Source organism: Vibrio sp. CCUG 15886 (assembly GCF_028570825.1).
GTDB lineage: Bacteria > Pseudomonadota > Gammaproteobacteria > Enterobacterales > Vibrionaceae > Vibrio > Vibrio vulnificus_B.
Map to the genome: position 1 here is coordinate 104,025 of NZ_JAQQBT010000002.1, position 24,809 is coordinate 128,833.

Genomic DNA, 24,809 nt, shown 5'->3' on the forward strand with positions numbered 1-24,809 from the left:
AAAGAATATAAGAAGGAATAAACATGTCGGATAAAAGACGTTATTTTGGTACAGATGGTGTTCGTGGGAAAGTAGGTCAGTATCCTATTACTCCCGATTTTGTACTAAAACTTGGCTGGGCTGCAGGTCGTGTATTAGCGAAGCAAGGAACGAAAAAAGTTATTATCGGCAAAGATACGCGTATTTCAGGTTATATGCTTGAGTCTGCTTTAGAGGCGGGTCTTGCGGCTGCGGGTTTAAAGGCGACTTTTACTGGGCCGATGCCAACACCTGCTGTGGCGTACTTGACACAAACATTCCGTGCTGAAGCTGGTATTGTGATCTCGGCTTCTCACAATCCATACTATGACAATGGCATTAAATTTTTCTCTTCTGAAGGGACAAAATTACCCGATGATATTGAGTTAGCCATTGAAGCTGAGTTGGATAAAGAAATCGAATGCGTAGAGTCTGCAGAATTAGGTAAAGCGACACGTCTCAACGACGCGGCTGGTCGTTATATTGAATTTTGTAAAAGTACGTTCCCTTCCGAGTTGAGCCTAGCAAAACTTAAAATCGTTGTAGATTGTGCCAATGGTGCAACGTATCACATTGCGCCAAATGTGTTTACTGAACTGGGTGCCGATGTTATTGCTATGGGCGTAACGCCAAACGGCACCAATATTAACCATGAAGTAGGCGCAACCGATGTGCGTGCTCTACAACAACGTGTTGTTGAAGAGCAAGCGGATTTAGGATTGGCGTTTGACGGTGATGGTGACCGAATTATCATGGTCGATCACTTAGGTAATAAAGTCGACGGCGACCAAATTGCCTATATTATTGCGCGAGATGCATTGCGTCGTGGTGAACTTAAAGGGGGCGTAGTGGGCACCCTTATGACTAACCTTGGTATGGAAAATGGCCTCAAGCAACTGGGTATTCCATTTGTACGCGCTGCGGTTGGCGATCGCTATGTGATGGAAAAACTGTTAGAGAAAGGTTGGAAGATCGGCGCTGAAAACTCTGGACACGTAATTCTGCTGGATAAAGTAACTACTGGCGATGCCATTGTTGCCGCATTGCAGGTGTTGGCATCTGTTGTGGGCAGTGAACTATCACTAAATGAGCTTTCAAAAGGCATGACACTTTACCCACAAGTGCTCGAAAACGTGCGCTTTGCTGGACAAGGTAATCCACTAGAAGCCGAAGCCGTTAAAAAAACCGTGGAAGACGTTGAAGCCGATTTGGGCAGTAAAGGCCGAGTTCTGTTGCGTAAATCAGGCACCGAGCCATTAATTCGTGTGATGGTAGAAGGCGAAGATGGTGAACTTGTACAAAACAGTGCACTTAAAATAGCACAAGCAGTGAAAGACAACTGCTAAATTATCACAAGCTTATCTTCTAGGATGTGAAAGGAGCTACTTTGAAAGTAGCTCTTTTTTTCGGTTAAAATTGATATTTTGCCCCTTTTTTAACCGTTCAGTGCATTGTGTTCTTTTTTTTGTATTTTTCGCTTGTCATGAATGACACCTTTCGTTAGTATTGCTCGGCCTTCAGTTAGGAGGATGCTAGCCTTGTTCTTGCTTGCGTAACGCAAGTCAGAGAATGGCGCTGGCTCAACAATTTGGAACATAGGTGGAAAAATGTTTAGCGTTCTACTTGTGATTTACCTGTTGGCAGCGCTTGGTGTAATTGGCCTTGTGTTGATTCAGCAAGGTAAAGGCGCAGATATGGGAGCCTCGTTCGGTGCAGGCGCATCAAATACTGTTTTTGGTGCCAGCGGCTCAGGTAATTTCCTTACCCGAACAACTGCTATTTTAGCAACAGTATTTTTTATCGTGAGCTTAACGCTTGGTCGCATGTCGACCCATAAAGCAGAGTCTCAATGGGTTGACCCAACACAAGGTCAAGTTGTTGAACAAGTTCAAGATAATGTGAGTGAAGCTCCTGCTAAGTCAGATGAGATTCCTCAATAAGCGAAAGCTTTAAAATTGCCGAGATGGTGAAATTGGTAGACACACTAGCATGAGGTGCTAGCGCCTATGGTGTGAGGGTTCGAGTCCCTCTCTCGGCACCATTGATTTTACAAACTTGTAAATAACTGTGTTGAGCGTATAATGCTCAGCTAGTCGGACGCGGGGTGGAGCAGCTTGGTAGCTCGTCGGGCTCATAACCCGAAGGTCGTCGGTTCAAATCCGGCCCCCGCAACCAATTTTCGATTGGATGCAAGTTTGGTAGTGCTAACCACACTACAAGTTAAGCAACATCGGTTGTTTAACGTATCAGGGTCCAGCAACAAAAAACCCCGACTAATCGGGGTTTTTTGTTATCTGTACTTCTCGCTGGTGCGAGTTTTGTACAGATAGTGCTTGGTTTTTATATTGGGCTCTGAGCCCTTTTTTTATTTCTGGAGTGGTTTGAATGACTGGTTTAGAAAGACAACTGACAGAGATGCTTGAATCGGCAGTCGTTGCATCTGGTTATGAGTTAGTTGGATTAGAATTTATTCGTGCGGGTGAACACTCGACATTGCGTATTTACATCGATCATGAAAATGGCATTACCGTTGAAGACTGTGCAGAAGTAAGTCATCAAGTAAGTGCTGTGCTTGATGTTGAAGATCCAATTTCAGTGGCGTATAGCCTAGAAGTTTCTTCACCAGGTTTGGACAGACCACTTTTTAAACCTGCACATTATGAGCAGTTTATTGGTCAAGAAGTCAACGTTGTATTGAAAATGGCTGTAGCCAACCGTCGTAAATGGAAAGGTGAAATCCATTCTGTTGATGGTGAGGCCATTACACTGACGGTTGATGGTCAGCAAGAAGAATTCGCTTTGAGCAACATTTCCAAAGCTAACCTTATCCCTAAATTTTAGTTCCTGAACAAGTTTTCAGATTAGAGGCTAATTAAATGAGTAAAGAAATTTTAGCGGTAGCAGAAGCGGTATCGAACGAGAAAGCGGTACCTCGTGAGCGTATCTTTGAAGCTTTGGAGATTGCTTTAGCGACTTCGACTAAGAAAAAATACGAAATCGAAATCGATGTGCGTGTTGCTATCGACCGTAAAACAGGCGAATTCGTGACATTCCGTCGTTGGTTGGTGGTTGATGAAGTAGAAAACCCAACGAAAGAAATTTCGTTCGAAGCTGCTAACTACGACGATGAATCTGTTCAGCTTGGTGATTTCATTGAAGAAGAGATCGAGTCAGTAACGTTTGACCGTATCACTACTCAAACAGCAAAACAGGTTATTGTACAAAAAGTTCGCGAAGCAGAGCGTGCACAAATCGTTGAGCAGTTTATTGATAACGAAGGTGACCTAGTTACTGGTGTTGTGAAAAAAGTAAACCGTGAAACAGTTGTTCTTGATCTAGGTAACAACGCGGAAGCGGTAATTCTGCGCGATGACCAACTACCTCGTGAAAACTTCCGTCCGGGTGACCGTGTACGTGGTCTTCTATATAAAGTTGCACCAGAAGCACGTGGCTTCCAATTGTTCATCACGCGTTCTAAACCTGAAATGCTTGCTGAACTATTCCGCGTTGAAGTTCCTGAAATCGCTGAAGAAATCATTGAGCTTAAAGGCGCTGCACGCGATCCTGGTTCTCGTGCCAAAATCGCAGTGAAAACCAATGACAGACGTATCGATCCTGTCGGTGCGTGTGTCGGCATGCGTGGTGCGCGTGTTCAAGCGGTTTCTGGTGAGCTTGGTGGCGAGCGTATTGACATTGTGCTTTGGGACGATAACCCAGCTCAGTTCGTTATCAACGCGATGGCGCCAGCGGATGTTGCATCCATCATCGTTGATGAAGATGCCCACTCAATGGATATTGCTGTTGAAGCGGGTAACTTGGCGCAAGCTATCGGCCGTAACGGTCAAAACGTACGTCTAGCGTCTCAACTAACGGGTTGGGAACTGAACGTAATGACGGTTGAAGATCTGCAGAAGAAACACGCAGAAGAGTCTCAAGCGTCAATTGACAACTTTATGAAATATCTAGATATCGAAGAAGACTTCGCTCAACTGCTTGTTGAAGAAGGTTTCTCAACACTAGAAGAAGTGGCTTACGTGCCAGTCAACGAACTGCTAGAAGTTGAAGGTCTGGATGAAGATCTGATCGAAGAACTACGTAGCCGTGCGAAAGATGCACTAACCACGATCGCATTAGCTCGTGAAGAGTCATTCGAGGGTGTAGAGCCAGCAGAAGATCTACTAAATCTAGAAGGTCTTGAGCGTGAAATGGCATTCAAATTGGCTGCGAAAGGTGTTGCATCACTAGAAGATCTAGCAGACCAAGGCATCGATGATTTAGAAGGTATCGACGGTCTAACGGAAGAGCGTGCAGGTCAGTTGATCATGGCTGCACGTAATATCTGTTGGTTCGGAGAAGAAGCATAATATTCAGCAAGGGGAGGAAGCGGCATGACACAACTTACAGTTAAAGCACTGAGTGAAGAAATTGGTACGCCAGTTGACCGCTTATTAGAGCAACTTGCTGATGCTGGCATGAAAAAATCGAGTTCAGATCAAGTTTCAGATGAAGAGAAGCAAAAACTGCTGACGCATCTGAAAAAAGAGCACGGCGACACTAGTGGTGACACCGAGCCAACTCGTTTGACTCTACAGCGTAAAACACGCAGCACGCTAAGTGTTAATGCTGGCGGTGGTAAGAGTAAAGATGTTCAGATTGAAGTGCGCAAAAAGCGTACCTACGTAAAACGTAGTGCAATCGAAGACGAAGCAAAACGCGAAGCTGAAGAAGCGGCGCAACGTGAAGCTGAAGAAGCAGCAAAACGTGCAGCCGAAGAAGCGGCGAAACGTGAAGCTGAAGAAGCAGCGAAACGTGAAGCTGAAGAAAAAGCGAAACGTGAAGCTGAAGAAGCCGCAAAACGTGAAGCTGAGAAGTCGGTTGATCGTGATGCAGAAGAGAAAGCGAAACGTGATGCTGAAGGTAAAGCAAAACGTGACGCTGAAGAAAAAGTTAAGCAAGAAGCAGCGCGAAAAGAGGCCGAAGAGCTAAAACGTCGTCAGGAAGAAGAAGCTAAGCGTAAGGCTGAAGAGGAAAGTCAGCGCAAGCTTGAAGAAGCTCGCGAGATGGCTGAAAAGAATAAAGAGCGTTGGTCTGCTGCAGAAGAGAATAAGGGTGATATGGAAGATACAGATTACCATGTAACGACTTCACAATATGCACGTGAAGCCGAAGATGAAGCAGATCGTAAAGAAGAAGAAGCTCGTCGCCGTAAGAAGAAGACCAAATCTTCTGCTAAAGCGAGCGAAAATGACGAACGTGGCGGTCCACGTGTACAACGTGGTGGAAAGGGTGGCCGTAAAGGCAAACTTTCTAAGCCTAAGTCAATGCAACACGGTTTTGATAAGAGCGCAGTTGTTGCGAAATCAGACGTTGTGATTGGTGAGACGATCGTTGTTTCTGAACTTGCGAACAAAATGTCGGTTAAAGCGACCGAAGTTATCAAGATCATGATGAAGATGGGCGCTATGGCAACCATCAACCAAGTTATCGACCAAGAAACAGCGCAGCTTGTTGCTGAGGAAATGGGTCACAAAGTTGTTCTACGCAAAGAAAACGAGCTTGAAGAAGCGGTACTTTCTGATCGTGACAACATGTTTGAAGCGGTACCTCGTGCTCCTGTCGTAACCATCATGGGCCACGTAGACCACGGTAAAACGTCAACGCTTGACTACATTCGTCGTACTCACGTTGCCTCTGGTGAAGCGGGCGGTATTACGCAGCACATCGGTGCATACCACGTTGAAACTGAGAACGGCATGATCACCTTCCTGGATACTCCTGGACACGCGGCGTTTACCGCAATGCGTGCTCGTGGTGCTCAAGCGACGGATATCGTTGTTCTTGTTGTTGCAGCAGATGATGGCGTAATGCCACAAACTGTGGAAGCAATTCAGCACGCGAAAGCTGCTGGTGTTCCACTGATTGTTGCAGTGAACAAGATCGATAAAGAAGAAGCGAACCCAGACAACGTTAAGAACGAGCTATCTCAGTACAACGTAATGCCTGAAGAGTGGGGCGGTGAGAACATGTTTGTTCACATCTCTGCGAAACAAGGTACTAACATTGATCAACTACTTGAGACAATCCTTCTTCAAGCTGAAGTTCTAGAACTAACAGCAGTGAAAGACGGTATGGCTTCTGGTGTGGTTGTTGAGTCTCGTCTTGATAAAGGTCGCGGTCCGGTTGCAACTGTACTTGTTCAATCTGGTACGCTACGTAAAGGCGATATCGTTCTTTGTGGTCAAGAATATGGCCGTGTACGTGCGATGCGTGATGAAATCGGTAACGAAGTTAACGAAGCTGGTCCATCAATCCCTGTAGAGATCCTAGGTCTTTCTGGCGTTCCAGCTGCGGGTGATGAAGCGACAGTTGTTCGTGATGAGCGTAAAGCACGTGAAGTTGCTAACTACCGTGCAGGTAAGTTCCGCGAAGTGAAACTGGCTCGTCAGCAGAAGTCTAAACTAGAGAACATGTTCTCTAACATGGCGGCTGGTGATGTTGCAGAACTTAACATCGTACTGAAAGCAGACGTACAAGGCTCTGTTGAAGCTATCGCAGACTCACTAACAAAACTTTCAACTGAAGAAGTGAAAGTGAACATTGTGGGTTCTGGTGTTGGTGGTATCACAGAAACTGACGCAGTACTTGCTGAAGCTTCTAACGCAATCATCCTGGGCTTTAACGTTCGTGCTGATGCCTCTGCGCGTCGTGCTATCGAAGCGGCAAGCATTGATCTACGTTACTACTCAATCATTTACCAATTGATCGACGAAGTGAAACAAGCGATGAGCGGTATGCTTGCGCCTGAATTCAAACAAGAGATCATTGGTCTTGCTGAAGTTCGTGACGTGTTTAAGTCACCTAAGCTGGGCGCAATCGCAGGCTGTATGGTTACTGAAGGTCTGATCAAGCGTAACGCACCTATCCGTGTACTTCGCGATAACGTTGTAATCTACGAAGGTGAGCTTGAGTCACTACGTCGCTTTAAAGACGACGTTGCAGAAGTTAAGAATGGCTACGAGTGTGGTATCGGCGTTAAGAACTACAATGATGTTCGCGTTGGTGACCAAATCGAAGTATTCGAAACAATTGAGATCAAGCGTACGATCGATTAATTGACTAAAATTGCCGATAACTCTGGCAATTGTAGGTTGTTGAATACGCCATGGGGGGTTGGGATATCCACCCCCCATTCTTTCTATATAAGAGAAAAGATATGTCAAAAGATTTTAGCCGCACGCAGCGTGTTTCACAGCAGCTGCAAAAAGAACTTGCGATGATCCTTCAACGTGAAGTTCGTGATTCTCGTTTGGGTATGGTGACGATTTCCGATGTGGAAGTGTCACGTGACCTCGCTTATGCGAAAGTCTTTGTTACCTTCCTTTGCGTTGGTGAACAAACACCAGAATCTTGTCTAGCCGCGCTACGTGAGCACGAAGTACATATTCGTATGATGCTGGGTAAACGCATTCGTCTTCGTTTGACGCCTGAAGTTCGCTTCTATTACGACAATACTTTGGTTGAAGGTATGCGCATGTCAAACCTTGTCACCGAAGTGGTCAACAAAGACAAAATCAAGCAAAAAGATGCAGGTCGTGAGGACGAAGAGTAATGGCTCGTCGTCGTAAAGGTCGCCCGATTGATGGTGTTATCTTATTAGATAAACCAACAGGAATGTCATCTAACGATGCTTTGCAAAAAGTAAAACGTCTTTACTTCGCTGAAAAAGCCGGCCATACAGGCGCGCTTGACCCTTTGGCGACGGGTATGTTGCCAATCTGCCTTGGTGAAGCGACAAAGTTTTCTCAGTTCTTGCTCGACTCAGACAAACGCTATCGAGTGATTGCCAAGCTAGGTGAGCGCACCGACACTTCAGATTCTGACGGTGACGTAGTGGAAACTCGCCCTGTTAACGTGACGCTTGAGACCCTAGAAGCGTGTATTGAGAAATTCCGTGGCGAATCTGATCAAGTACCCTCGATGTTCTCAGCATTGAAATATCAAGGTAAGCCTTTATATGAATATGCACGTAAAGGCATTGAGGTGCCACGTGAGTCTCGTAAGATAACCGTCTATGAGATCACTCTTCACCGCTTTGAAGGTGAGGAAGTGGAAATGGAAGTGCATTGCTCAAAAGGTACTTACATTCGCACAATCGTCGACGATCTAGGTGAAATGCTTGGCTGTGGTGCCCACGTAACGATGCTACGTCGTACAGGTGTTGCAAAATACCCTTATGAAAACATGGTGACCTTAGAGCAGCTTAATGAATTGGTTGATAACGCCAATCGTGATGGTGTTGCACCACGTGAGGTGTTGGATCCACTGCTGATGCCGATGGATACCGCAGTTGAAGATTTGCCAGAAGTGAATCTGATCGCGGATCTAGCCGATATGGTGATGCATGGCCAAGCTGTTCAAGTCTTGGGTGCGCCTACAGAAGGCCAACTCAGACTGACCATGGGTGAAGAAAGACGCTTTATCGGTGTCGGTGAAATGAATCGCGATGGCAAAATTGCACCAAAACGTTTGGTGGTTTTTCGCGACGAAGAGTAGCGAAACAGAGCATAAATAAAAATACCGGCACAGAGGCCGGTATTTTTGTATTGCTCAAAGGGAGAATATTCCCTATAATTCGCGCTCCTCGTGTCGGCTGAATCAGAGATTGGCTGGCACAAATATTAACCTACTCTTATTAGGAGAGAATTATGTCTCTGAATGCAGAAACTAAAGCAGCAATCGTTGCTGATTACGCACGTGGCGAAGGCGACACTGGTTCACCAGAAGTACAAGTAGCACTACTAACTGCTTCTATCAACCACCTACAAGGTCACTTCCAAGCGCACAAAGGCGATCACCACAGCCGTCGTGGTCTTCTACGCATGGTTTCTCGTCGTCGTAAGCTTCTAGACTACCTAAAAGGTAAAGATCTAGCTCGCTACCAAGACCTAATCAAACGTCTAGGCCTACGTCGCTAATTAGTGGCTGCATAGTACAGTTTGTTGAAAAAGGGGCTATATGCCCCTTTTTTGTATCTGCAAATCACCATCACCTTCATCGCTTTTTTCTCTCTTTACCGTTTTTGTTTCTTCATTTTTATATTGTTTCTTCTGACATTAGCGTTCCGCCAATTTCCTAACTGACTCGCAGAGCGGAAACCTCACAGTGCAAAACGCTCAGAATCTTATTGTTGATGTTTTACACACCAATATGTTGTGTGCAAAATTTCGGCAATTCTGTAATGCCGTCAATGAGATACAAGATCATGTCAAAACCTGCAGCCACGATAGGTCATAATCATCTTTGTCCCAAAAAGACTGGGAAGATTCCTCACGTGGGAGGGCCGATCACGACAGGTTCAAGTAATGTCATGATCAACGGTGTGCCAGCAGCAAGAAAGGGAGATTCCATGGTTTGTGTGGGGCCTCCTGATAGCATAAAACAAGGCTCATCTTCCGTATTCATTAATGGTAAGCCAGCGGCTCGAATGTTTGACTCTACCAATCATGGCGGTGTCATTATTGGCGGTAGCCCTAATGTGTTTATTGGTGATGCTGGGTGCTATCCTGACTCACAAGACTCTGCAGTTGCAAGTAGCGACTCTCGTCCGCAAAGCAATGAAGATAAACAAGTAGCGCCACCAACAAAGCAAAGTAATTCTCTCTCAAACGAGCCTCAAGCTTCACCCTCATCTACGTCACATACGCCAGCGAATGGTTCCTCGACATCATCGGCTGTAGATAGCAATACCGTATATCCGGGTCTGTCGACAGATCAGAATCGTGAGCCGAAAACATTTTCCATTGTTCCTATTCGTTATGCGATTGATATGGAAAGGCAGACGCCTGAATCGGTACTAGGCCGCGGGCCTCTGTCAATATCGACACCCTACGTGCTACGTCAGTTGCGCGATGGATGGCTTTATATTTATGACGACCTCACTCAAGAGATAACGGAGTATAAAGTAGAGGGCGCATCACTTGCTGGCGATGCAAACATCTATCTTGAAGGCACAACCCTGCATATCGCTTTCTCATTAATACAATGGACAAAGCGTATTGTTGATACCCTCAAACAAGATTCGAGTTTAAGACATCGATGGATGCGTCGAGTGGTTTGTATTGAAGGAGAACAGTGGCATGTTGGTGATGAATCGACGCTTGAACATGTTTCGGATATGAATACGTGTCCACACGATTTTATAATGAGCTCGGTTTCATTACGAGAGCCGCCTAAAGTAGATTCTGGAGATGAGGTCGAGAGTAACCCGACAGCAGACGCTATTATGAGTCAGCTCGTAACCAGCAAACCCACTTTTTCCGCAGGTGAGTGGCTAGGAAATGCTCAGGGGGACGTAACGTTAGTTGTGGCGTTGGATGATGTGCTTTCTGATGTACTTGATCTCACTATCCCATTAAATGTGCCAATTATTGAAAACCTTTCAATAACGAAAGATGAAGACGAATTTCATAAGCTTGAGATGGCACGTATCGCGCGAAGTTTGGCGCGAGTGCAAGTGCCTGAATCGAAGTGGAGTTCAAACATCAATAAATCAACCTATCCTTATTTTGAAGCTGATTTACATGCCTATTTTAAGGAGCGCGAGGCGAATGTTACTGAATTAGTCGCAAAGCAACAAAAACAAAGTTATGTGAGCCTGAATACTAAGGAGCACTCTACACACGGCTCCAAAGGGCTAAAAATATTACGAGAACGCTGGGACTATGTGCCAGATGAACTTGATCATAAGCTCTGGTTTGAAAGACGAAAATACGTCGATGAAGTCAATTGGAAAAAACTGGATCGATTCAGTAACGAGATGGAATCCAAGTTGGGAGAGGCAGAGACGAAGATCGACCTCTATATGCGTGAGTTATACTCAGGTTTACAGGGGGCTGACGTCGTCGACCCTATGCGTTATGGCATAGATCTCTACACACAAGAGGGTATGAATCACTACATTGTCCTCACCCATGAAATCTTTACCACCATGCAACTAGCGGTGCAAAACCGTGAACGAGAACTTAAAAAGTTAAATGAGTTTTTAGCGGGACGAAATATTCTCTCCTTTGCCCCCTATGGCGGCAGTGAATCCCTTAGCTTTGCGGTAACGCGAGAGCTGGATAATACCGAATCAATAAATCTAGTTCCCCACTATACCAATATCGTTGGGGCATTTGATAAATTAAAAGATCTGATGCAACACGGTACAGGACGTGATGCGATATGGCTACGAGAACTAACCGAAGAAGCTCGCGCAGTACTCGATATATTGGGCAAAACTTTGAAAGGAGAGCTGAGTGACTATTTGAACCATTTGTTGCTCTATATCTATCCTGATCGTTTATCGAGTCCTCCCCTGCTGTTTGAAATAAAAAGGGCCATTTGGTGGTGTCGGATCAAACAGGAAGTACCGAGATTTAATGATGACTATATCAATGGAACGCAACGATTTCGGAAAGAGTTTAAGCAGTTGATTAAAGAACTATCTGATGAATATTACAAACTCGACAAGAACACAATATGGCCGGTCCGAAAATACAGCCAGCATAAAAAACTGAGAACATCGTTACTTGAAAAATTGGTGGAACATCCGGACTTGATCTCTATTCGTGCCGACGAAAGTTTTCGCCAAAGTCGCAAGGCCTTACACGCGCGTTATATGCAGTTGGTGGGAGGAAAGTTTACACAAGCGAGTACTGCTTATAGCTCATTTGGTGGTAATGCGGCATTAACGGTACTGCTCAATAGTATTAACTTAAATATGCTTAGTGGAACGCTAGGTGATACTGGCAAAGGCTCTGATGTACATAGCAAAGCACTTCAAGATGTTGGAATTGGACTGATGTGGTTAATTTCCGCTTCTGGAGATCTCACAAAAAATCTTGTTGGATCGTATTTACATAAGTCAATACCAGATATGAAAAAAATGAATTTGAAATTTATACTGCGTGAGAGAAGTGTAAATTTTAAAGGAATAAACGCTAATCGGATTTTTGTTTCTGCTCTTGTTATAGGCTCGGTGTTTGGTGCCATGGCTTCTGTCTGGGAGGCATTTAAAAATTATCGCTTATTTAAGCAATCAAATAATATATATGAGAAGGGACTTTTACTACTTCTTGTGTTTTCATTTGGAACTCAATCTGGCATTTATACAACAGTTTTTATTCGCGCTTTTATTTTAAAAAAAGCTGTTGGAAATTTACTTTTACCGTGGATGGTGACAGTCGGGGGGTGGGTCGCAATGATCACGGTATTTCTCTCGATCCTGTATGAATTTAGCAAGAAAAATGAGCTTGAAAAGTGGTTGTCGGAATCTATTTGGGGAAATAATAACGCGAACTGGAGCAAAGAGAAAGAGCTATTGGAGTACGAAAAAATAGCGTTGAAGCCAAAAGTGGAAATCAAAGAACAAGCTGGTGTGTACCCTTATGGAATGGAAAAAACAACGCCGAGTAGTGAAGGCTATTATCATGCCTCAACTACCAAAATGGCTGTTAATAGCCCGTTGTGTCGTTATGTATGCCGATTTTACGTTCCAGACCCAGAGCAAGGTTTTGTTCTGACCATATTAAATAATGCGACCATTAATCCAACAAGTGGAAAGTGGGAGCAGGAAGAAGGCCAGTATTTCTATGAGATAGTGATGGAAAGTCGCACTGGTTTACGAGTAAATGTGACTTATGTGAGTGACGAGAGTGATATATGTTATCTAGTCTCAGGAAAGGGGGTGGGGTACTGTTCAGTTTCTTTCAATGATGGACGAGAAGTGAATGGTGAAACATATCAAATTATAGGATGCAAATAATGTCGGATTTTTACTCATTGGATGAGCAGGCGATAAAGCAAGAGATTGCTTATAAAAAAGAAAATCTTCCTACAGAAGATATATTATTTTCTTGGGTTTGTACGCCTAAGAGATTGTTTGGTGAGGAAGTTCTAGTTTTTGGTATGATGATCATACCTTCGCTAATCGTTGCCTTATTAGTGCCACCAACTATTGAAGATTTTGTAGTTTGGTTTGGTATTACTGTAGTTATGGTTTTACTTGGCCTCTATTTGAGGTTTACTGAGTTTCAACCAAAAACGTATTGTTACGAACTCACTAAAGTCGGCATTCGGTATACCATAGAAGAGAATGTGCATGAGAGCTTTTACAAGTTTTCTCGCGCTGGCGGTAAATTTGCGGCTGGCATTAGTGTTATTGCTGTTATATTTTTGGGACCACTTGCATTAGCAGGTGCAGGAGCGGGATTACTTCACGCGAGAGCTATGTCTAATCATAGGAAAAGAAAAGAATACGAAAGACATATCATGCCAGATAGTTTTCGGGTTAGATACCTTCGTGAACGTCAACAGATTGCTTTTAATCCAAGATTTGAGAGAGAAATGCGTTCAATTGGTATATGGGAGTACTCATCACCACTGGATATTTATATAGATGAATCATTTTTATATAAACTGTTTTATTATCTTAAAAAGGACTTTAATGTTATTGATATTAAAGATGCTACTGATTATATCGAACTAAAAGCAGATTTTTTAGACTAATTATATATTTAAAAGGAAATTTTCCAGATGGATTTTTACTCATTGGATGAACGGGCCATTAAGCGAGAGATTGATTATAAGAATGAAGAGATATCAAAAGCTGATGTGGTTTTTTCTTGGAGTTGTACAACTAAAAGATCGTTTGAAGACAAGTTTTTTGAGATTTTCATACTAGCTTTTATGCCATTGTTGTTAGTGTTTTTGGGCTCTGATATCTATTTATTCTCTTTTGTTTTGGTTATGTCGATATTGATGGCTTTATATTTTAGATTTACACTTCATCAACCAAGGTCATTCTATTACGAACTGACAAAAGTAGGTGTTCGTTATACGGTAGAAGAAAATGTACATGAGTTTTTTTACAAGTTCTCTCGTGCTGGTGGGGGGGTAATTATAGCTGTTAGTATGTTAGCAATGATATTTGTTGGCCCGACCGCATTAGCTGGCGTGGGTGCTTGGCTTCTTCATGCAAAACTTATGTCGAATCATCGTAAATTGAAAGAATATAAAAAACATATTCTCCCTAATAGTTTTCATATTCGTTATCATCGTGCTCGACAGGAGATAGCTTTTAATCCTAAGTACGAAAAAGAAATGATGAGTATTGGTATATATGACTTTTTAACTATAGGAGATGTCTATATATCGCCAAATAAATTACATCAGTTGCTTTTTTACGTTAAAAAGGAGTTTAATGTAATAGATGTTAAAGAGGTTAAGAGTTGTAAATGGTTTAATTCTTAACGTTTGAGTTGTATATTTAATTGAATGTATATAAATCATAATTATTTATTTTGGTGCTTGGATGAATTTTCTTTCATTGGATGAACAAGATATAAAGAACGAAATTTCGGATAAGAATGAAAAGATATTTGAATTGGAATCGATTTTATATTGGAATTTTACGCCAAGGAGAACAATGTTAGAAGAGTCTTCTGTTGCTTTTGTTGTCTTTGGTATACCATCTTTATTTTCCTTAAGTGGAACTAGTTCTGAATCACATTATCTTATCTTATTTGTGTCTTTCTTTTCTCTTTTGGCTGGTCTATTGGTTAGGGCTACAGGATTTAAACCAAAAACTTACTATTATGAACTTACTAGTGCAGGTATTAGATATACTTCGGTAAGTAATGTGCATAAGTATATTGACCAATATCATAGGGCTGTAAGTATAACGGTTGTTTTAATTGGTATTATTTTTATTATAATGTTTAATGAATATGGATTGATGTTTTTTATTTTTATTGTCCCATTTTTCATTTCGTATGATAAAGCTGAAGATGAAATTAGTGAAGTTCATATTCTACCAAATTCTTTTGTTATCAAATATGATGTATCAGTCAATAGGATTTATTTTATAAGTAAATATAGCGATGAAATGAGAAGTTTGGAGATATATGATTTTGAAAGAATTGGTAGTATTTATATTTCTCGCTCACAATTGTATCAACTGATTTTTCATTTAAAAAACAAATTTGATGTTACTGATGTGGTATTGGTGAAAAACTGAATTGATAAAGATGTATTATCGCTGCTATCAAAGCAGGGAGGAGCCAAACATCTATGGTTAGCTAAGTTTATCTGTGGTTACAGGGTTAAAAAGGATTGCCTGATTTTTAATCATAGTGTGGCGATGATTTAGAATCTTGACCTACCGAATAGCGTGTAGGTATGAAGTGGTTTATACTACCCCGCGTCTCAACCTTTGTTGTTGAGCATTTACACCTCAATGCATTGCCGTCAGTCTGTCGACCAATAGGTCGCGACTATTCCAAATAGCTTGCTGTCAGGCTCTTTGCACTAGTCGCGATATGCAATGTTTTGAGACCTAATACCAACGTCCGAATTTATTTTCGGCAACAAGGAATAACAATGTTCGAAAAACCAGTTGTTAAAACGTTCCAGTACGGTAACCACACGGTTACTCTAGAAACTGGCGTTATCGCACGTCAAGCAACCGCTGCTGTTATGGTTACTATGGATGACACTGCAGTATTTGTTTCTGTTGTCGGTAAGAAAGAAGCTGTTCCAGGTCAGGACTTCTTTCCTCTAACCGTAAACTACCAAGAGCGTACTTACGCTGCAGGTAAAATCCCTGGTGGTTTCTTCAAGCGTGAAGGCCGTCCTTCTGAAGGTGAAACGCTGACTGCTCGTCTAATCGACCGCCCAATTCGTCCTCTATTCCCTGAGGGTTTTAATAACGAAGTACAAGTTATCGCAACGGTAGTGTCTGTTAACCCAGACGTACAGCCAGATATCCCAACAATGATTGGTACCTCTGCAGCGCTTGCTATTTCTGGTATCCCATTCAACGGTCCTATCGGCGCGGCACGTGTTGGTCACATTGACGGTCAACTTGTACTAAACCCAAGCAACACTGAACTAAACGCATCTCGTCTAGATCTTGTTGTTGCGGGTACTGAATCTGCAGTGCTAATGGTTGAGTCAGAAGCTGACAACCTAACTGAAGAAGAAATGCTATCTGCAGTGGTATTTGGTCACGACCAACAACAAGCAGTGATCAAAGCGATCAACGAATTTGCAGCAGAAGTTGCGACGCCATCTTGGAACTGGGTTGCTCCTGAAGCGAACACAGCTCTTAACGAGAAAGTGGCGGATCTAGCAGAAGCGAAACTTGTTGAAGCTTACAAAATTACTGAAAAGATGGCTCGTTACGACCGTATCCATGAGATTGCGGCAGAAGTTAATGCAGTTATCCTTGCTGAAGATCCAGAAGCAGATGCAAAAGAAATTCACACTATCTTCCACGATCTTGAGAAGACGGTTGTGCGTCGTAGCATCATTGCTGGCAACCCACGTATCGATGGCCGTGAAAAAGACATGGTTCGTGCACTAGATGTACGTACTGGCGTTCTTCCACGTACTCACGGTTCTTCACTATTCACTCGTGGTGAGACTCAGGCGCTAGTAACGGCGACACTAGGTACTCAACGTGATGCGCAAATCATCGACGAGCTAACGGGTGAGAAGAAAGATTACTTCCTACTACACTACAACTTCCCTCCATACTGTGTAGGCGAAACGGGTTTTGTAGGTTCTCCGAAGCGTCGTGAAATCGGTCACGGTAAACTTGCGAAGCGTGGTATTGCTGCAGTAATGCCATCAATCGATGAGTTCCCATACACAGTACGTGTTGTTTCAGAAATCACAGAATCTAACGGTTCATCTTCAATGGCTTCTGTATGTGGTACTTCTCTAGCGCTTATGGACGCTGGTGTGCCAATCAAGGCTTCTGTTGCTGGTATCGCAATGGGTCTGGTTAAAGAAGGCGACGATTTTGTTGTTCTTTCAGATATCCTTGGTGACGAAGACCACCTAGGTGACATGGACTTTAAAGTTGCAGGTACTTCTACTGGTATCACTGCACTTCAAATGGACATCAAGATCGAAGGTATCACGAAAGAGATCATGCAAATTGCGCTTAACCAAGCTCAAGGCGCGCGTAAGCACATCCTATCTGTAATGGATCAAGCTATCTCTGGTGCTCGTGACGATATCTCTGAGTTCGCTCCTCGCATCCACACGATGAAGATCAGCGCAGACAAGATCAAAGACGTTATCGGTAAAGGTGGCGCAGTGATCCGTGCTCTAACTGAAGAGACAGGCACAACCATCGAAATCGAAGATGACGGTACTATCAAGATTGCAGCAACAGAAGGTGCGGCAGCGAAAGAAGCAATCCGTCGTATTCAAGAGATCACCGCTGAAGTTGAAGTGGGCGTAATCTACACAGGTAAAGTAGCTCGCCTAGCTGATTTTGGTGCGTTCGTAACGATTCTTCCAGGTAAAGATGGTCTTGTTCACATTTCTCAAATCGCTGACAAGCGTGTAGAGAAAGTGTCTGACTACCTAACTGAAGGTCAAGAAGTTCAAGTTAAAGTACTTGAAATCGACCGCCAAGGCCGCGTTCGTCTAAGCATGAAAGAAGCGGTAGAAAAGCCAGTTGAAGCAGAAGCGCCAGCGGCAGAGGAAGAGTAATCTTCACGTTGACACATACTTGTCTAGGGCTTTTCTCGCTTAAAAGCCTGAAAGCATGTTATAAAGGGGAGCATTGAGCTCCCCTTTTTATTTTCGCAGTCTTCACAGGAGTGCCTTTTAGTGAAATGGTTTCAAACCGTTAGTCTGTGTATCGCGTTGGCGACAACAGGCTGTGCATCAACCACCAGTGGCAACAAGAGTCAGTGGGTGTATCCGCCAATGGCAGTGCCATTGCAGGCGAGTGTTCAGCAAGAGGTGCAAATTGCGCGTTTGTCACAATTGCTGCAACGTACCGATCTCAGTGATGAAGTTCGTGCGAAAATGCATTACGAACGTGGTAACTACTATGACAGTGTCGGTTTGCGTGATTTAGCCAGACTCGATTTTAATCAGTCTCTGCAGTTAAACCCTGCACAGCCAGATATTTTTAATTTATTGGGCGTCTATTTCACACAAGTTGGTGAATATGATGCCGCTTACGAAGCATTCGACTCAACGTTAGAGCTAGATCCAAGCAATAGTTATGCGGAGCGCAATCGTGCTATCGCACTCTATTACGGTGGCCGTTTGGATCTGGCGAAAGAAGAGATGCAGAAGCATTATCAAGATGATCCGCAAGATCCGTTTCGTGTGCTTTGGCTGTACATCATTGAATCGGATCTCGATCCTGCTCAAGCCAAGGCGGATTTACTGAGTCGCTATCAACAGCGCAGTGAAGAGTGGGGATGGGTGCTGGTTGCGTTAATGGGTGAGCAAGTGTCTGAGGAACAAGCGTTCAAAGCGATCATTGATGCATCTCGTGAAAATGTGCTATTGGCGCAGCGTTTAACCGAAGTCTATTTCTATCTTGCCAAGCGCTACCAGCAGAAAGGCGACTTTGCCAATGCGATCTCATTGTATAAGTTAGCGATCTCTTTCAATGTTTATGAGTACGTTGAGCATCGCTACGCGTTTTTAGAACTTGGGCATATATATCAGCAACTTCAGTCGGAGCGACTGGCTAAGGCACAAGCGAAAAGTACGCCATAGGCGAACAAAAAAACTCACCATTCAAAGCCCTCGACATCGATGATGATCGAGGGTTTCTTTTCTTTCCCGCTTATTCACGGTGGATAAAAATGTCCTCGGCTTGTTTTAGTTGATTGCTAATTTCAATAACAAGATTAAAATGGTTAGCCTTGCTAACTATTTTAATGGTTGAATAATGAGCCTCAGCACCCATCTCGAAAAAATGGAGCGCTTTGCGGCAAAAGTGTGGCGAAAGCACAGCAAAGACGATCCTATCTTGCAGTTGAGTTTTAGTGAATATGACTACCTGAAAGTGATTCAAAATGCGCAAGAACCGATACGCATCACGGATCTTGCGTTGGAAATGGAAGTTTCTAAACCTTCTGCGACCAATATGGTGACTCGTTTAGAGCGAAAAGGATTGGTGAGTCGAACTCATTGTCTGCATGATGCAAGAGTGAAGCGCGTGGCGCTGACAGAGAAAGCACTGCACTATTTAGCACAGGAAGCGATGGTTTACCGCATATTGGCTGAGCAGGTCGCAGGGCAGTTGAGTGATGAAGAGCAGCAACAACTCGTCTCATTGCTCAGTAAAGCACTTACGTTTTAGTTTCTTAGAATCGATGTCGAGCTTTCATTGATGAATACGTCTATTTATCGCCAATTTTGGCGCTATACCATACCGACCATTGCCGCCATGCTTGTGAACGGCTTATATCAAGTGGTGGATGGTATTTTTATTGGCCATTACGTTGGTGCCGCAGGGCTTGCGGGGATTAATGTGGCGTGGCCACTGATTGGCTCTATTTTGGGTATCGGTTTAATGGTGGGAGTAGGAACAGGCGCGCTGGCTTCTATCCGACTTGGTGAGAAGCTGCCGCAAAAAGCGCAAGCCGTGTTGTCGACGGGCTTGGTACTGTTGCTGCTGATGAGCCCTGTTGTGTCGATTTTGCTCTGGTGTTTTGCGGATGACTTTCTGCTTTTGCAAGGCGCGCAAGGAGAGGTGTTCCAACTTGGCTTACAGTATCTCGACGTATTGGTGTTTTCTTGCTTGTTCACCTTGGGCTCGATCGCCATGCCGATTTTGCTGCGCAATGATGGTAGTCCCAATTTGGCGACGATGCTGATGGTGTTGGGGGCGATCACCAATATCGTTCTCGACTACCTGTTTATCGGTCTATTGCAGTGGCAGTTAACGGGGGCGGCAATCGCCACAGCATTGGCTCAAATGGTGGTACTACTGGGGGGGCTCAGTTACTTTTTTTCACGCAAAGCCAAACTGCGTTTGTCGAAGCACAATTTCTCGTTTCAGTGGCGTTGGTTGCCACAGATTTTCGCTATTGGAACATCAAGCTTCTTTATGTACGCCTATGGCTCCATGATGGTGGCGCTGCACAATAGCTTGTTGTTGAGCTATGGTAGCCCAGTGTTGGTGGGGGCTTATGCGATCCTTGGTTACATCATCGTTGTCTATTATTTGATTGCAGAAGGAATTGCCAATGGTATGCAGCCGTTGGCGAGTTTCTATCATGGGGCTGGCCACAGTGACAATATCAAAAAGTTACTCAAAATTGCGATGAGCTCTGCGGTGCTGACGGGCATGGTGTTTATTGGTTTATTGAATCTATTCCCTGAGCAAGTGGTGGCGGTGTTTAATGCGAACGACGCTGAACTGACTCAGCACACCATTACGGGGATACGACTCCATATGTTTGCCATGTTCTTAGATGGCTTTCTGGTGGTGACAGCGGCCTACTATCAATCGGTGAACCGTGGTGGAAAGGCGTTATTCGTCAGTATTGGCAATATGATGGTGCAACTGCCGTTTCTCTTCATTATGCCTAAATTGCTCGGTATTACTGGGGTTTGGCTGGCTTTCCCATTGTCAAATATTGCACTGACCTTAGTGGTGGCGGTTATGCTATGGCGCGATATCAAGCGAATGCCTAAAAATCAGTGGGTTGAAGCGTAGGTATATGGAAGAACATCGAAGAGTAGGAAAATAGAACGGTAAGATAACAAAGAGGGTGCAAGCCCTCTTTGTTGTTTTAACGGGATAAAGCTAGAGATTTTTCACCTCTAGGCCTGCAATTTGGTGCCAGTAGCCATTGCATTGACGGTCTTCGATTTGACGCGGCTGTGCGCCTTGTTCGTTAGCGCGAAACTGATCGACAGTCGTAAATGTCTCTAACCCTAATGGGCTGACACGCACCACATCCACCAATCCTTGCATGGCAGGGAGATCGTTAATCAGGTTGTAGCAGTAACCGGATTGCGTCTGTATGCCATTGAGATTGAATACCGCTTGGCCTTCTTGGCTGTGCACTTGAATGCCCGTTGGGTATTTGATGCAGCAGGTTTCACAGTCGTCTTTGGCTTTGTTTTCTGCACGGGCGGTAAAGCAGCGTGCGGAATAGGCGAGCGGCAAATAGCCATGGCTAAAGACTTCTACTTCAAATTGGTTGCGAATGCCCACTTCATCGCATTGGGTTAATACGTTTTGCAGCCATTCACGAGACAGCTCGACAGGCATGCACCAACGAATCATCCCTTGTTTAAGGAACAATTTAAGCGTGTGCGCATTGTATGTATTGACTGCTGGGCCAACAACAAAGGGAGCACGTTTTTCAAACGCCAGTTGAATAGCCGATACGTCGTTCGCTTCAATGGCAAAGTCACCGTTATCGATGTACTTTTTCATCACGTTGACTTCGCTTGGGGCTTCGAGCAGTGCCATGGTAGAAAGCACCACTTGCTTGCCTGCACTGGAAAGCTCTTTCGCCAACTCAAACCAGTGCGCGGGTTTCATTTCACGGCGTTTAGAGCAGACCGATTCCCCCAAATAGATGATGTCGGCAGAGCTGTTTTTCGCTTGATGGTAAAAGTCTTCAACGTTCTGTTTGGGCCAGAAGTAAAGTAGCGGACCGAGTGAGTATTTCATCTTGTTTCCTTGAATCCTTATTGCCATTGACGATGATAAGCACCGAGCGTGGTTTGTGTCCCTTCGGAGACATTCGCCAGTGCGGCATTCCAAGCCTCTTCCACTTGATAGGCTTGTGGATTCGCTTGGTAACGATCAATCGCCGCGCGCCAAGTTCGAGTCACTTGCTCGACATAGGCAGGGCTACGCTGACGGCCTTCGATTTTTACCGAGGCGACATTGGCAGCAAACAGTTCCGGCAGCAACGACAGCGTGTTGAGACTGGTTGGCTCTTCTAGTGCGTGGTAGCGTTTGGATTCTCCCTCTATGTGGGCATCAAAGCGGCCTTTACAGAGAGTCGGATAGCCTGCGTTTTCACCATGACCGTACTTGTCGATCAAAATGTTGTTGAGACGTGACTCTAACCCCGTTGGTGTTTCTTGCCAGCGCACATATTTGGCGGGTGAGCAAGCGCCGACGGTATTGGGAGACTCTCCCGTTAAATAGGAAGACAAGTAGCAGCGGCCTTCTGACATGATGCACAAGCTACCAAAGGCAAAAACCTCCAACTCTACCCCTTGTGGGATATTACGTGACAGTTGCTTCACTTGATGAATCGACAATACGCGCGGTAGTACAACGCGTTTAACATTGAAATTCTGCTGATAAAACTCGACCGCTGCGACATTGGTCGCCGAGGCTTGAACCGATAAATGCAGTTCAAGGTGAGGGTATTTTCGTGCTGCATACTCTAACACAGCGATGTCGGCAACGATCAGAGCATCGATACCCAATGCCGCCGCCATATCGACCGCATTTGTCCAACGCTCAAAGCCATCTGGATGCGCAAACGTGTTCAAGGCGACGTGAATTTTTTTCTGGTGATCGTGGACGTATTGAACCGCTTTCTCGAGTTTTTTCCCGCTGAAGTTCAGTCCAGCGAAATGACGGGCATTTGTATCATCTTTAAAGCCGATATACACCGCATCGGCACCGCAGTCGATGGCGGTTTTCAGAGCAGGAAGATTACCTGCTGGACAAAGGAGTTCCATATGCTCACTACAAATTGAGACGAAAAGGGTGTGGGCATTTTATGAAGGAATATGAATAGCAGAATTGATGTAAGTTAGGTTTGACGCAATAAATTGAGATTTACCTCTTTTGGAGAGGGGAGATGGTCAGTTTTTATGGCGACGATTTTGTGCAAACAGTTCTTCTATCTCATGTTTAGGCTGAGGGCGATGGAAATGGAACCCCTGGATCGAGTGACAGCGCAAATTCGACAGGAGTGCCGCTTGCTGATGAGTTTCTACCCCTTCGGCCACCACGGTGAGATTGAGAGATTTGCCGAGATTAATGATGTTTTCAATCACCGTGACCTGCTTCGGTAAAACGTCAATGTCATTGATAAACGCGCGGTCGATCTTCAGCTCATCAATCGGGAAGCGGGCTAAATACGCCAGTGAGGAATAACCGGTACCAAAGTCATCGATGGAGAGTGAGAAGCCCAGTTTCTTAATCGCGTTGAGCATCTGAATAGTGTGGTCACTGTCACTCATTACCGCACTTTCAGTCAGCTCGAAAGTGATGCAGTTAGGGTCTAACTCCGTGGTTCTCAGGAGCTTTTCCATAAAGTCGATCAACTGAGGGTTGCCAAATTGCTCTGGCGATAAGTTAATCGCAACGCGACCAGGCAGAATTCCTTGGAGTTTCCAGCGTTTGACCGTGTTGAAGACATCACGCATGACCACACGACCTAAGTGCTCAATCAGGCCTGCTTTTTCAGCGACAGGAATGAAGGCCGCAGGGCTAATGTATCCTTCGACAGGGTGCTTCCAGCGTACTAACGCTTCGGCGCCATTAATGCTGAAGTCACGCGCATTGACTTTCGGTTGATACCACACTTCAAGGCCATTTTGCTGTAGCGCTTTTTGCAGTTCGATCTCCAACCAGAGGCGCATACGCGCTTCTTTGTTCATCTGGTCATTAAACTTGATGAGACGGTTACGGCCGCGATCTTTGGCTTCGTACATCGCGGTATCGGCATTTTGCAGCAGCACACGTGCATCTTGGCCATCTTCAGGATAACGAACACTGCCGATAGAACAGGCAAGGCGCTTGCTGAAATGGTGTAAATCAAATGGCTGATTAATTAAGGAGATGATGCGCTCAGAGAGCAACTCGGCCATGCGGTTGTTTTCCGGCTCAGGCAAGATGACGCCAAACTCATCGCCCCCGAGATGACCAATCACCGAGTGTTGTGGCAACAGTCGTTTCAGACGAGCTGCCACTTCAAGAATCACTTTGTCACCAATGTGGTGGCCTAGTGAGTCATTGATGTTTTTGAAGTTATCGATATCGAGATAAAACAACAACAAGGGGGTTTGGCTCTTAATCAACTGCTCCAGACGTTTGGTAAAACCGAAGCGGTTGTAGAGCTTCGTCAGGGAATCGATATGAATATCATCGCTGTTTTTCACCGAAAGATGTTTTGGCGTTTCATCAGCGTCTTGGATCAAGATGATTTGAGATTGGTTGCCCAGCACGGTGGTGAAATCTGCATGCAACTGAACGCGGCGCTCAAAGCCACAACGTGCACTGGTCATACAGACAAACGCTTTTTCGGAAAGCAGTGAGCAGAGTTTATGGCTAAACACCATCTTGCTCTTCTCATCCATAAATAATCGACTGAGCTCTTCACCAAGCAAGTCATGCTGCGAATTGAAACCAAGCAGCCTTGCCGCAGCAGGGTTTGCTGAGAGAATGGTGTCTTCTTCGACCAGCAGTAAACCATCGGGCAGTAGTTGCGTTAAACGAGAAAACTTGGTTTCTGACTCTTCTAGGGATTTGACGAGAATGTGTTTTTCAGAGGTATCAATCGCTTGAAAAAGGAGGTGAGAAATCTGTTCACCGTCTTCCACAGGGGACAAACTAAAATGCAAACTGGTTTCAAGATCGGTTTCATCGAGGGTGATTTCGGCCTCAATACTTTCACCGAGCAGAGCTCGGTCGTAGTAAGGCTTTAGCTTTTGGTAAAAGTTGTCACCTAAAATTTGTGCATCATTCATCCCTATTAGCTCTTCCTGAGCTAACCCCGCAACGTCGCAATAACGTTCATTCACCAAGCAATAGTTATGTTGCTTATCAAGAATAGCGAAGAAAAAAGGGCTATTAGAAGTCAGTTTATTAAACCAATGGTGCATTTGCTTGGAAGGCATCAAAGTACTACCCGTCTCCAGAGAGCGTAATTAATCGTCCATGTCATGAAATCGCTGAAACGCAATCACTATAACTGTGATAATAGCGTTATTAAAGG

19 protein-coding genes and 2 tRNA genes are annotated in these 24,809 nt (G+C 44.4%); 18 read left to right on the plus strand and 3 right to left on the minus strand.

Annotation, left to right across the window (positions count from 1 at the left end; all coding sequences use genetic code 11):
• Positions 1-23: 23 nt before the first annotated feature.
• The 18 genes from glmM to PQQ36_RS07305 all read left to right on the plus strand — a co-directional run bounded on the left by glmM (position 24) and on the right by PQQ36_RS07305 (position 20,545).
• Positions 24-1,364, plus strand: coding sequence for a phosphoglucosamine mutase (gene glmM, locus PQQ36_RS07220; protein ID WP_011079612.1), 1,341 nt, complete (start codon positions 24-26; stop codon positions 1,362-1,364).
• A 261-nt stretch (positions 1,365-1,625) separates the two neighbouring features.
• Positions 1,626-1,958 carry a preprotein translocase subunit SecG gene (gene secG / locus PQQ36_RS07225; protein ID WP_011079613.1) on the plus strand — a complete coding sequence of 111 codons (333 nt, stop codon included), beginning with the start codon at positions 1,626-1,628 and terminating at the stop codon, positions 1,956-1,958.
• A 17-nt stretch (positions 1,959-1,975) separates the two neighbouring features.
• Positions 1,976-2,059: transfer RNA gene (locus PQQ36_RS07230), tRNA-Leu, on the plus strand.
• Positions 2,060-2,116: 57 nt separating this feature from the next.
• Positions 2,117-2,193, plus strand: a tRNA-Met gene (locus PQQ36_RS07235).
• A gap of 210 nt (positions 2,194-2,403) precedes the next feature.
• Entirely contained in the window at positions 2,404-2,859 is a 456-nt protein-coding gene (gene rimP / locus PQQ36_RS07240; protein ID WP_011079614.1) for a ribosome maturation factor RimP, read from the plus strand.
• 35 nt (positions 2,860-2,894) lie between these two features.
• Positions 2,895-4,382 (plus strand): transcription termination factor NusA, encoded by a 1,488-nt coding sequence (nusA, locus tag PQQ36_RS07245; RefSeq protein WP_011079615.1) that lies wholly within the window; start codon positions 2,895-2,897, stop codon positions 4,380-4,382.
• A 24-nt stretch (positions 4,383-4,406) separates the two neighbouring features.
• On the plus strand, positions 4,407-7,130 hold the full coding sequence (gene infB / locus PQQ36_RS07250) for a translation initiation factor IF-2 (RefSeq protein ID WP_017789913.1): 2,724 nt from the start codon (positions 4,407-4,409) through the stop codon (positions 7,128-7,130).
• Positions 7,131-7,231: 101 nt separating this feature from the next.
• Entirely contained in the window at positions 7,232-7,627 is a 396-nt protein-coding gene (gene rbfA / locus PQQ36_RS07255; protein ID WP_011079617.1) for a 30S ribosome-binding factor RbfA, read from the plus strand.
• Positions 7,627-8,571 (plus strand): tRNA pseudouridine(55) synthase TruB, encoded by a 945-nt coding sequence (gene truB, locus PQQ36_RS07260; protein ID WP_011079618.1) that lies wholly within the window; start codon positions 7,627-7,629, stop codon positions 8,569-8,571. The genes rbfA and truB overlap by 1 nt, the downstream gene beginning before the upstream one ends.
• Before the next feature lie 152 nt (positions 8,572-8,723).
• Positions 8,724-8,993 carry a 30S ribosomal protein S15 gene (rpsO, locus tag PQQ36_RS07265; protein ID WP_011079620.1) on the plus strand — a complete coding sequence of 90 codons (270 nt, stop codon included), beginning with the start codon at positions 8,724-8,726 and terminating at the stop codon, positions 8,991-8,993.
• Positions 8,994-9,385: 392 nt separating this feature from the next.
• Positions 9,386-12,823 carry a toxin VasX gene (locus tag PQQ36_RS07270; protein WP_238814362.1) on the plus strand — a complete coding sequence of 1,146 codons (3,438 nt, stop codon included), beginning with the start codon at positions 9,386-9,388 and terminating at the stop codon, positions 12,821-12,823.
• Positions 12,823-13,566, plus strand: coding sequence for a hypothetical protein (locus PQQ36_RS07275; protein WP_039554555.1), 744 nt, complete (start codon positions 12,823-12,825; stop codon positions 13,564-13,566). The genes PQQ36_RS07270 and PQQ36_RS07275 overlap by 1 nt, the downstream gene beginning before the upstream one ends.
• A gap of 27 nt (positions 13,567-13,593) precedes the next feature.
• Entirely contained in the window at positions 13,594-14,310 is a 717-nt protein-coding gene (locus tag PQQ36_RS07280) for a hypothetical protein (RefSeq protein WP_225470440.1), read from the plus strand.
• Between the two features lie 61 nt (positions 14,311-14,371).
• Complete coding sequence (locus PQQ36_RS07285) at positions 14,372-15,076, plus strand: hypothetical protein (protein ID WP_225470441.1); 705 nt, start codon at positions 14,372-14,374, stop codon at positions 15,074-15,076.
• Positions 15,077-15,438: 362 nt separating this feature from the next.
• Entirely contained in the window at positions 15,439-17,565 is a 2,127-nt protein-coding gene (gene pnp / locus PQQ36_RS07290; protein ID WP_011079626.1) for a polyribonucleotide nucleotidyltransferase, read from the plus strand.
• A gap of 120 nt (positions 17,566-17,685) precedes the next feature.
• Entirely contained in the window at positions 17,686-18,594 is a 909-nt protein-coding gene (gene nlpI / locus PQQ36_RS07295; RefSeq protein ID WP_065090120.1) for a lipoprotein NlpI, read from the plus strand.
• A gap of 175 nt (positions 18,595-18,769) precedes the next feature.
• The gene (locus PQQ36_RS07300) at positions 18,770-19,183 is read left to right on the plus strand and encodes a MarR family winged helix-turn-helix transcriptional regulator (protein ID WP_011079628.1); all 414 of its coding nucleotides are present in this window, start codon (positions 18,770-18,772) and stop codon (positions 19,181-19,183) included.
• Positions 19,184-19,213: 30 nt separating this feature from the next.
• Entirely contained in the window at positions 19,214-20,545 is a 1,332-nt protein-coding gene (locus PQQ36_RS07305) for an MATE family efflux transporter (protein WP_225470442.1), read from the plus strand.
• 90 nt (positions 20,546-20,635) lie between these two features.
• Here PQQ36_RS07305 and PQQ36_RS07310 read toward each other — a convergent pair whose 3' ends face one another.
• From PQQ36_RS07310 to PQQ36_RS07320, 3 genes are all read right to left on the minus strand, one after another.
• The gene (locus PQQ36_RS07310) at positions 20,636-21,514 is read right to left on the minus strand and encodes a U32 family peptidase (RefSeq protein WP_419836164.1); all 879 of its coding nucleotides are present in this window, start codon (positions 21,512-21,514) and stop codon (positions 20,636-20,638) included.
• Between the two features lie 17 nt (positions 21,515-21,531).
• A complete protein-coding gene (gene ubiU / locus PQQ36_RS07315; protein ID WP_011151067.1) occupies positions 21,532-22,545 on the minus strand; it encodes a ubiquinone anaerobic biosynthesis protein UbiU in 1,014 nt (337 codons plus the stop codon).
• Positions 22,546-22,671: 126 nt separating this feature from the next.
• Positions 22,672-24,711: an EAL domain-containing protein gene (locus PQQ36_RS07320; protein WP_011079632.1), complete on the minus strand. Its 2,040-nt coding sequence runs from the start codon at positions 24,709-24,711 to the stop codon at positions 22,672-22,674.
• Positions 24,712-24,809: the final 98 nt, after the last annotated feature.

What these genes read in the sequence shown, in the direction of transcription:
- PQQ36_RS07275 (WP_039554555.1), top strand. Translation starts at nt 12,823, where the DNA reads ATGTCGGATTTTTACTCATTGGATGAGCAGGCGATAAAGCAAGAGATT.
- PQQ36_RS07280 (WP_225470440.1), top strand. Translation starts at nt 13,594, where the DNA reads ATGGATTTTTACTCATTGGATGAACGGGCCATTAAGCGAGAGATTGAT.
- infB (WP_017789913.1), top strand. Translation starts at nt 4,407, where the DNA reads ATGACACAACTTACAGTTAAAGCACTGAGTGAAGAAATTGGTACGCCA.
- glmM (WP_011079612.1), top strand. Translation starts at nt 24, where the DNA reads ATGTCGGATAAAAGACGTTATTTTGGTACAGATGGTGTTCGTGGGAAA.
- PQQ36_RS07310 (WP_419836164.1), bottom strand. Translation starts at nt 21,514, where the DNA reads ATGAAATACTCACTCGGTCCGCTACTTTACTTCTGGCCCAAACAGAAC.
- PQQ36_RS07300 (WP_011079628.1), top strand. Translation starts at nt 18,770, where the DNA reads ATGAGCCTCAGCACCCATCTCGAAAAAATGGAGCGCTTTGCGGCAAAA.
- PQQ36_RS07305 (WP_225470442.1), top strand. Translation starts at nt 19,214, where the DNA reads ATGAATACGTCTATTTATCGCCAATTTTGGCGCTATACCATACCGACC.
- pnp (WP_011079626.1), top strand. Translation starts at nt 15,439, where the DNA reads ATGTTCGAAAAACCAGTTGTTAAAACGTTCCAGTACGGTAACCACACG.
- rbfA (WP_011079617.1), top strand. Translation starts at nt 7,232, where the DNA reads ATGTCAAAAGATTTTAGCCGCACGCAGCGTGTTTCACAGCAGCTGCAA.
- ubiU (WP_011151067.1), bottom strand. Translation starts at nt 22,545, where the DNA reads ATGGAACTCCTTTGTCCAGCAGGTAATCTTCCTGCTCTGAAAACCGCC.
- truB (WP_011079618.1), top strand. Translation starts at nt 7,627, where the DNA reads ATGGCTCGTCGTCGTAAAGGTCGCCCGATTGATGGTGTTATCTTATTA.
- PQQ36_RS07320 (WP_011079632.1), bottom strand. Translation starts at nt 24,711, where the DNA reads ATGCCTTCCAAGCAAATGCACCATTGGTTTAATAAACTGACTTCTAAT.
- nusA (WP_011079615.1), top strand. Translation starts at nt 2,895, where the DNA reads ATGAGTAAAGAAATTTTAGCGGTAGCAGAAGCGGTATCGAACGAGAAA.
- secG (WP_011079613.1), top strand. Translation starts at nt 1,626, where the DNA reads ATGTTTAGCGTTCTACTTGTGATTTACCTGTTGGCAGCGCTTGGTGTA.
- rimP (WP_011079614.1), top strand. Translation starts at nt 2,404, where the DNA reads ATGACTGGTTTAGAAAGACAACTGACAGAGATGCTTGAATCGGCAGTC.
- rpsO (WP_011079620.1), top strand. Translation starts at nt 8,724, where the DNA reads ATGTCTCTGAATGCAGAAACTAAAGCAGCAATCGTTGCTGATTACGCA.
- PQQ36_RS07270 (WP_238814362.1), top strand. Translation starts at nt 9,386, where the DNA reads ATGATCAACGGTGTGCCAGCAGCAAGAAAGGGAGATTCCATGGTTTGT.
- PQQ36_RS07285 (WP_225470441.1), top strand. Translation starts at nt 14,372, where the DNA reads ATGAATTTTCTTTCATTGGATGAACAAGATATAAAGAACGAAATTTCG.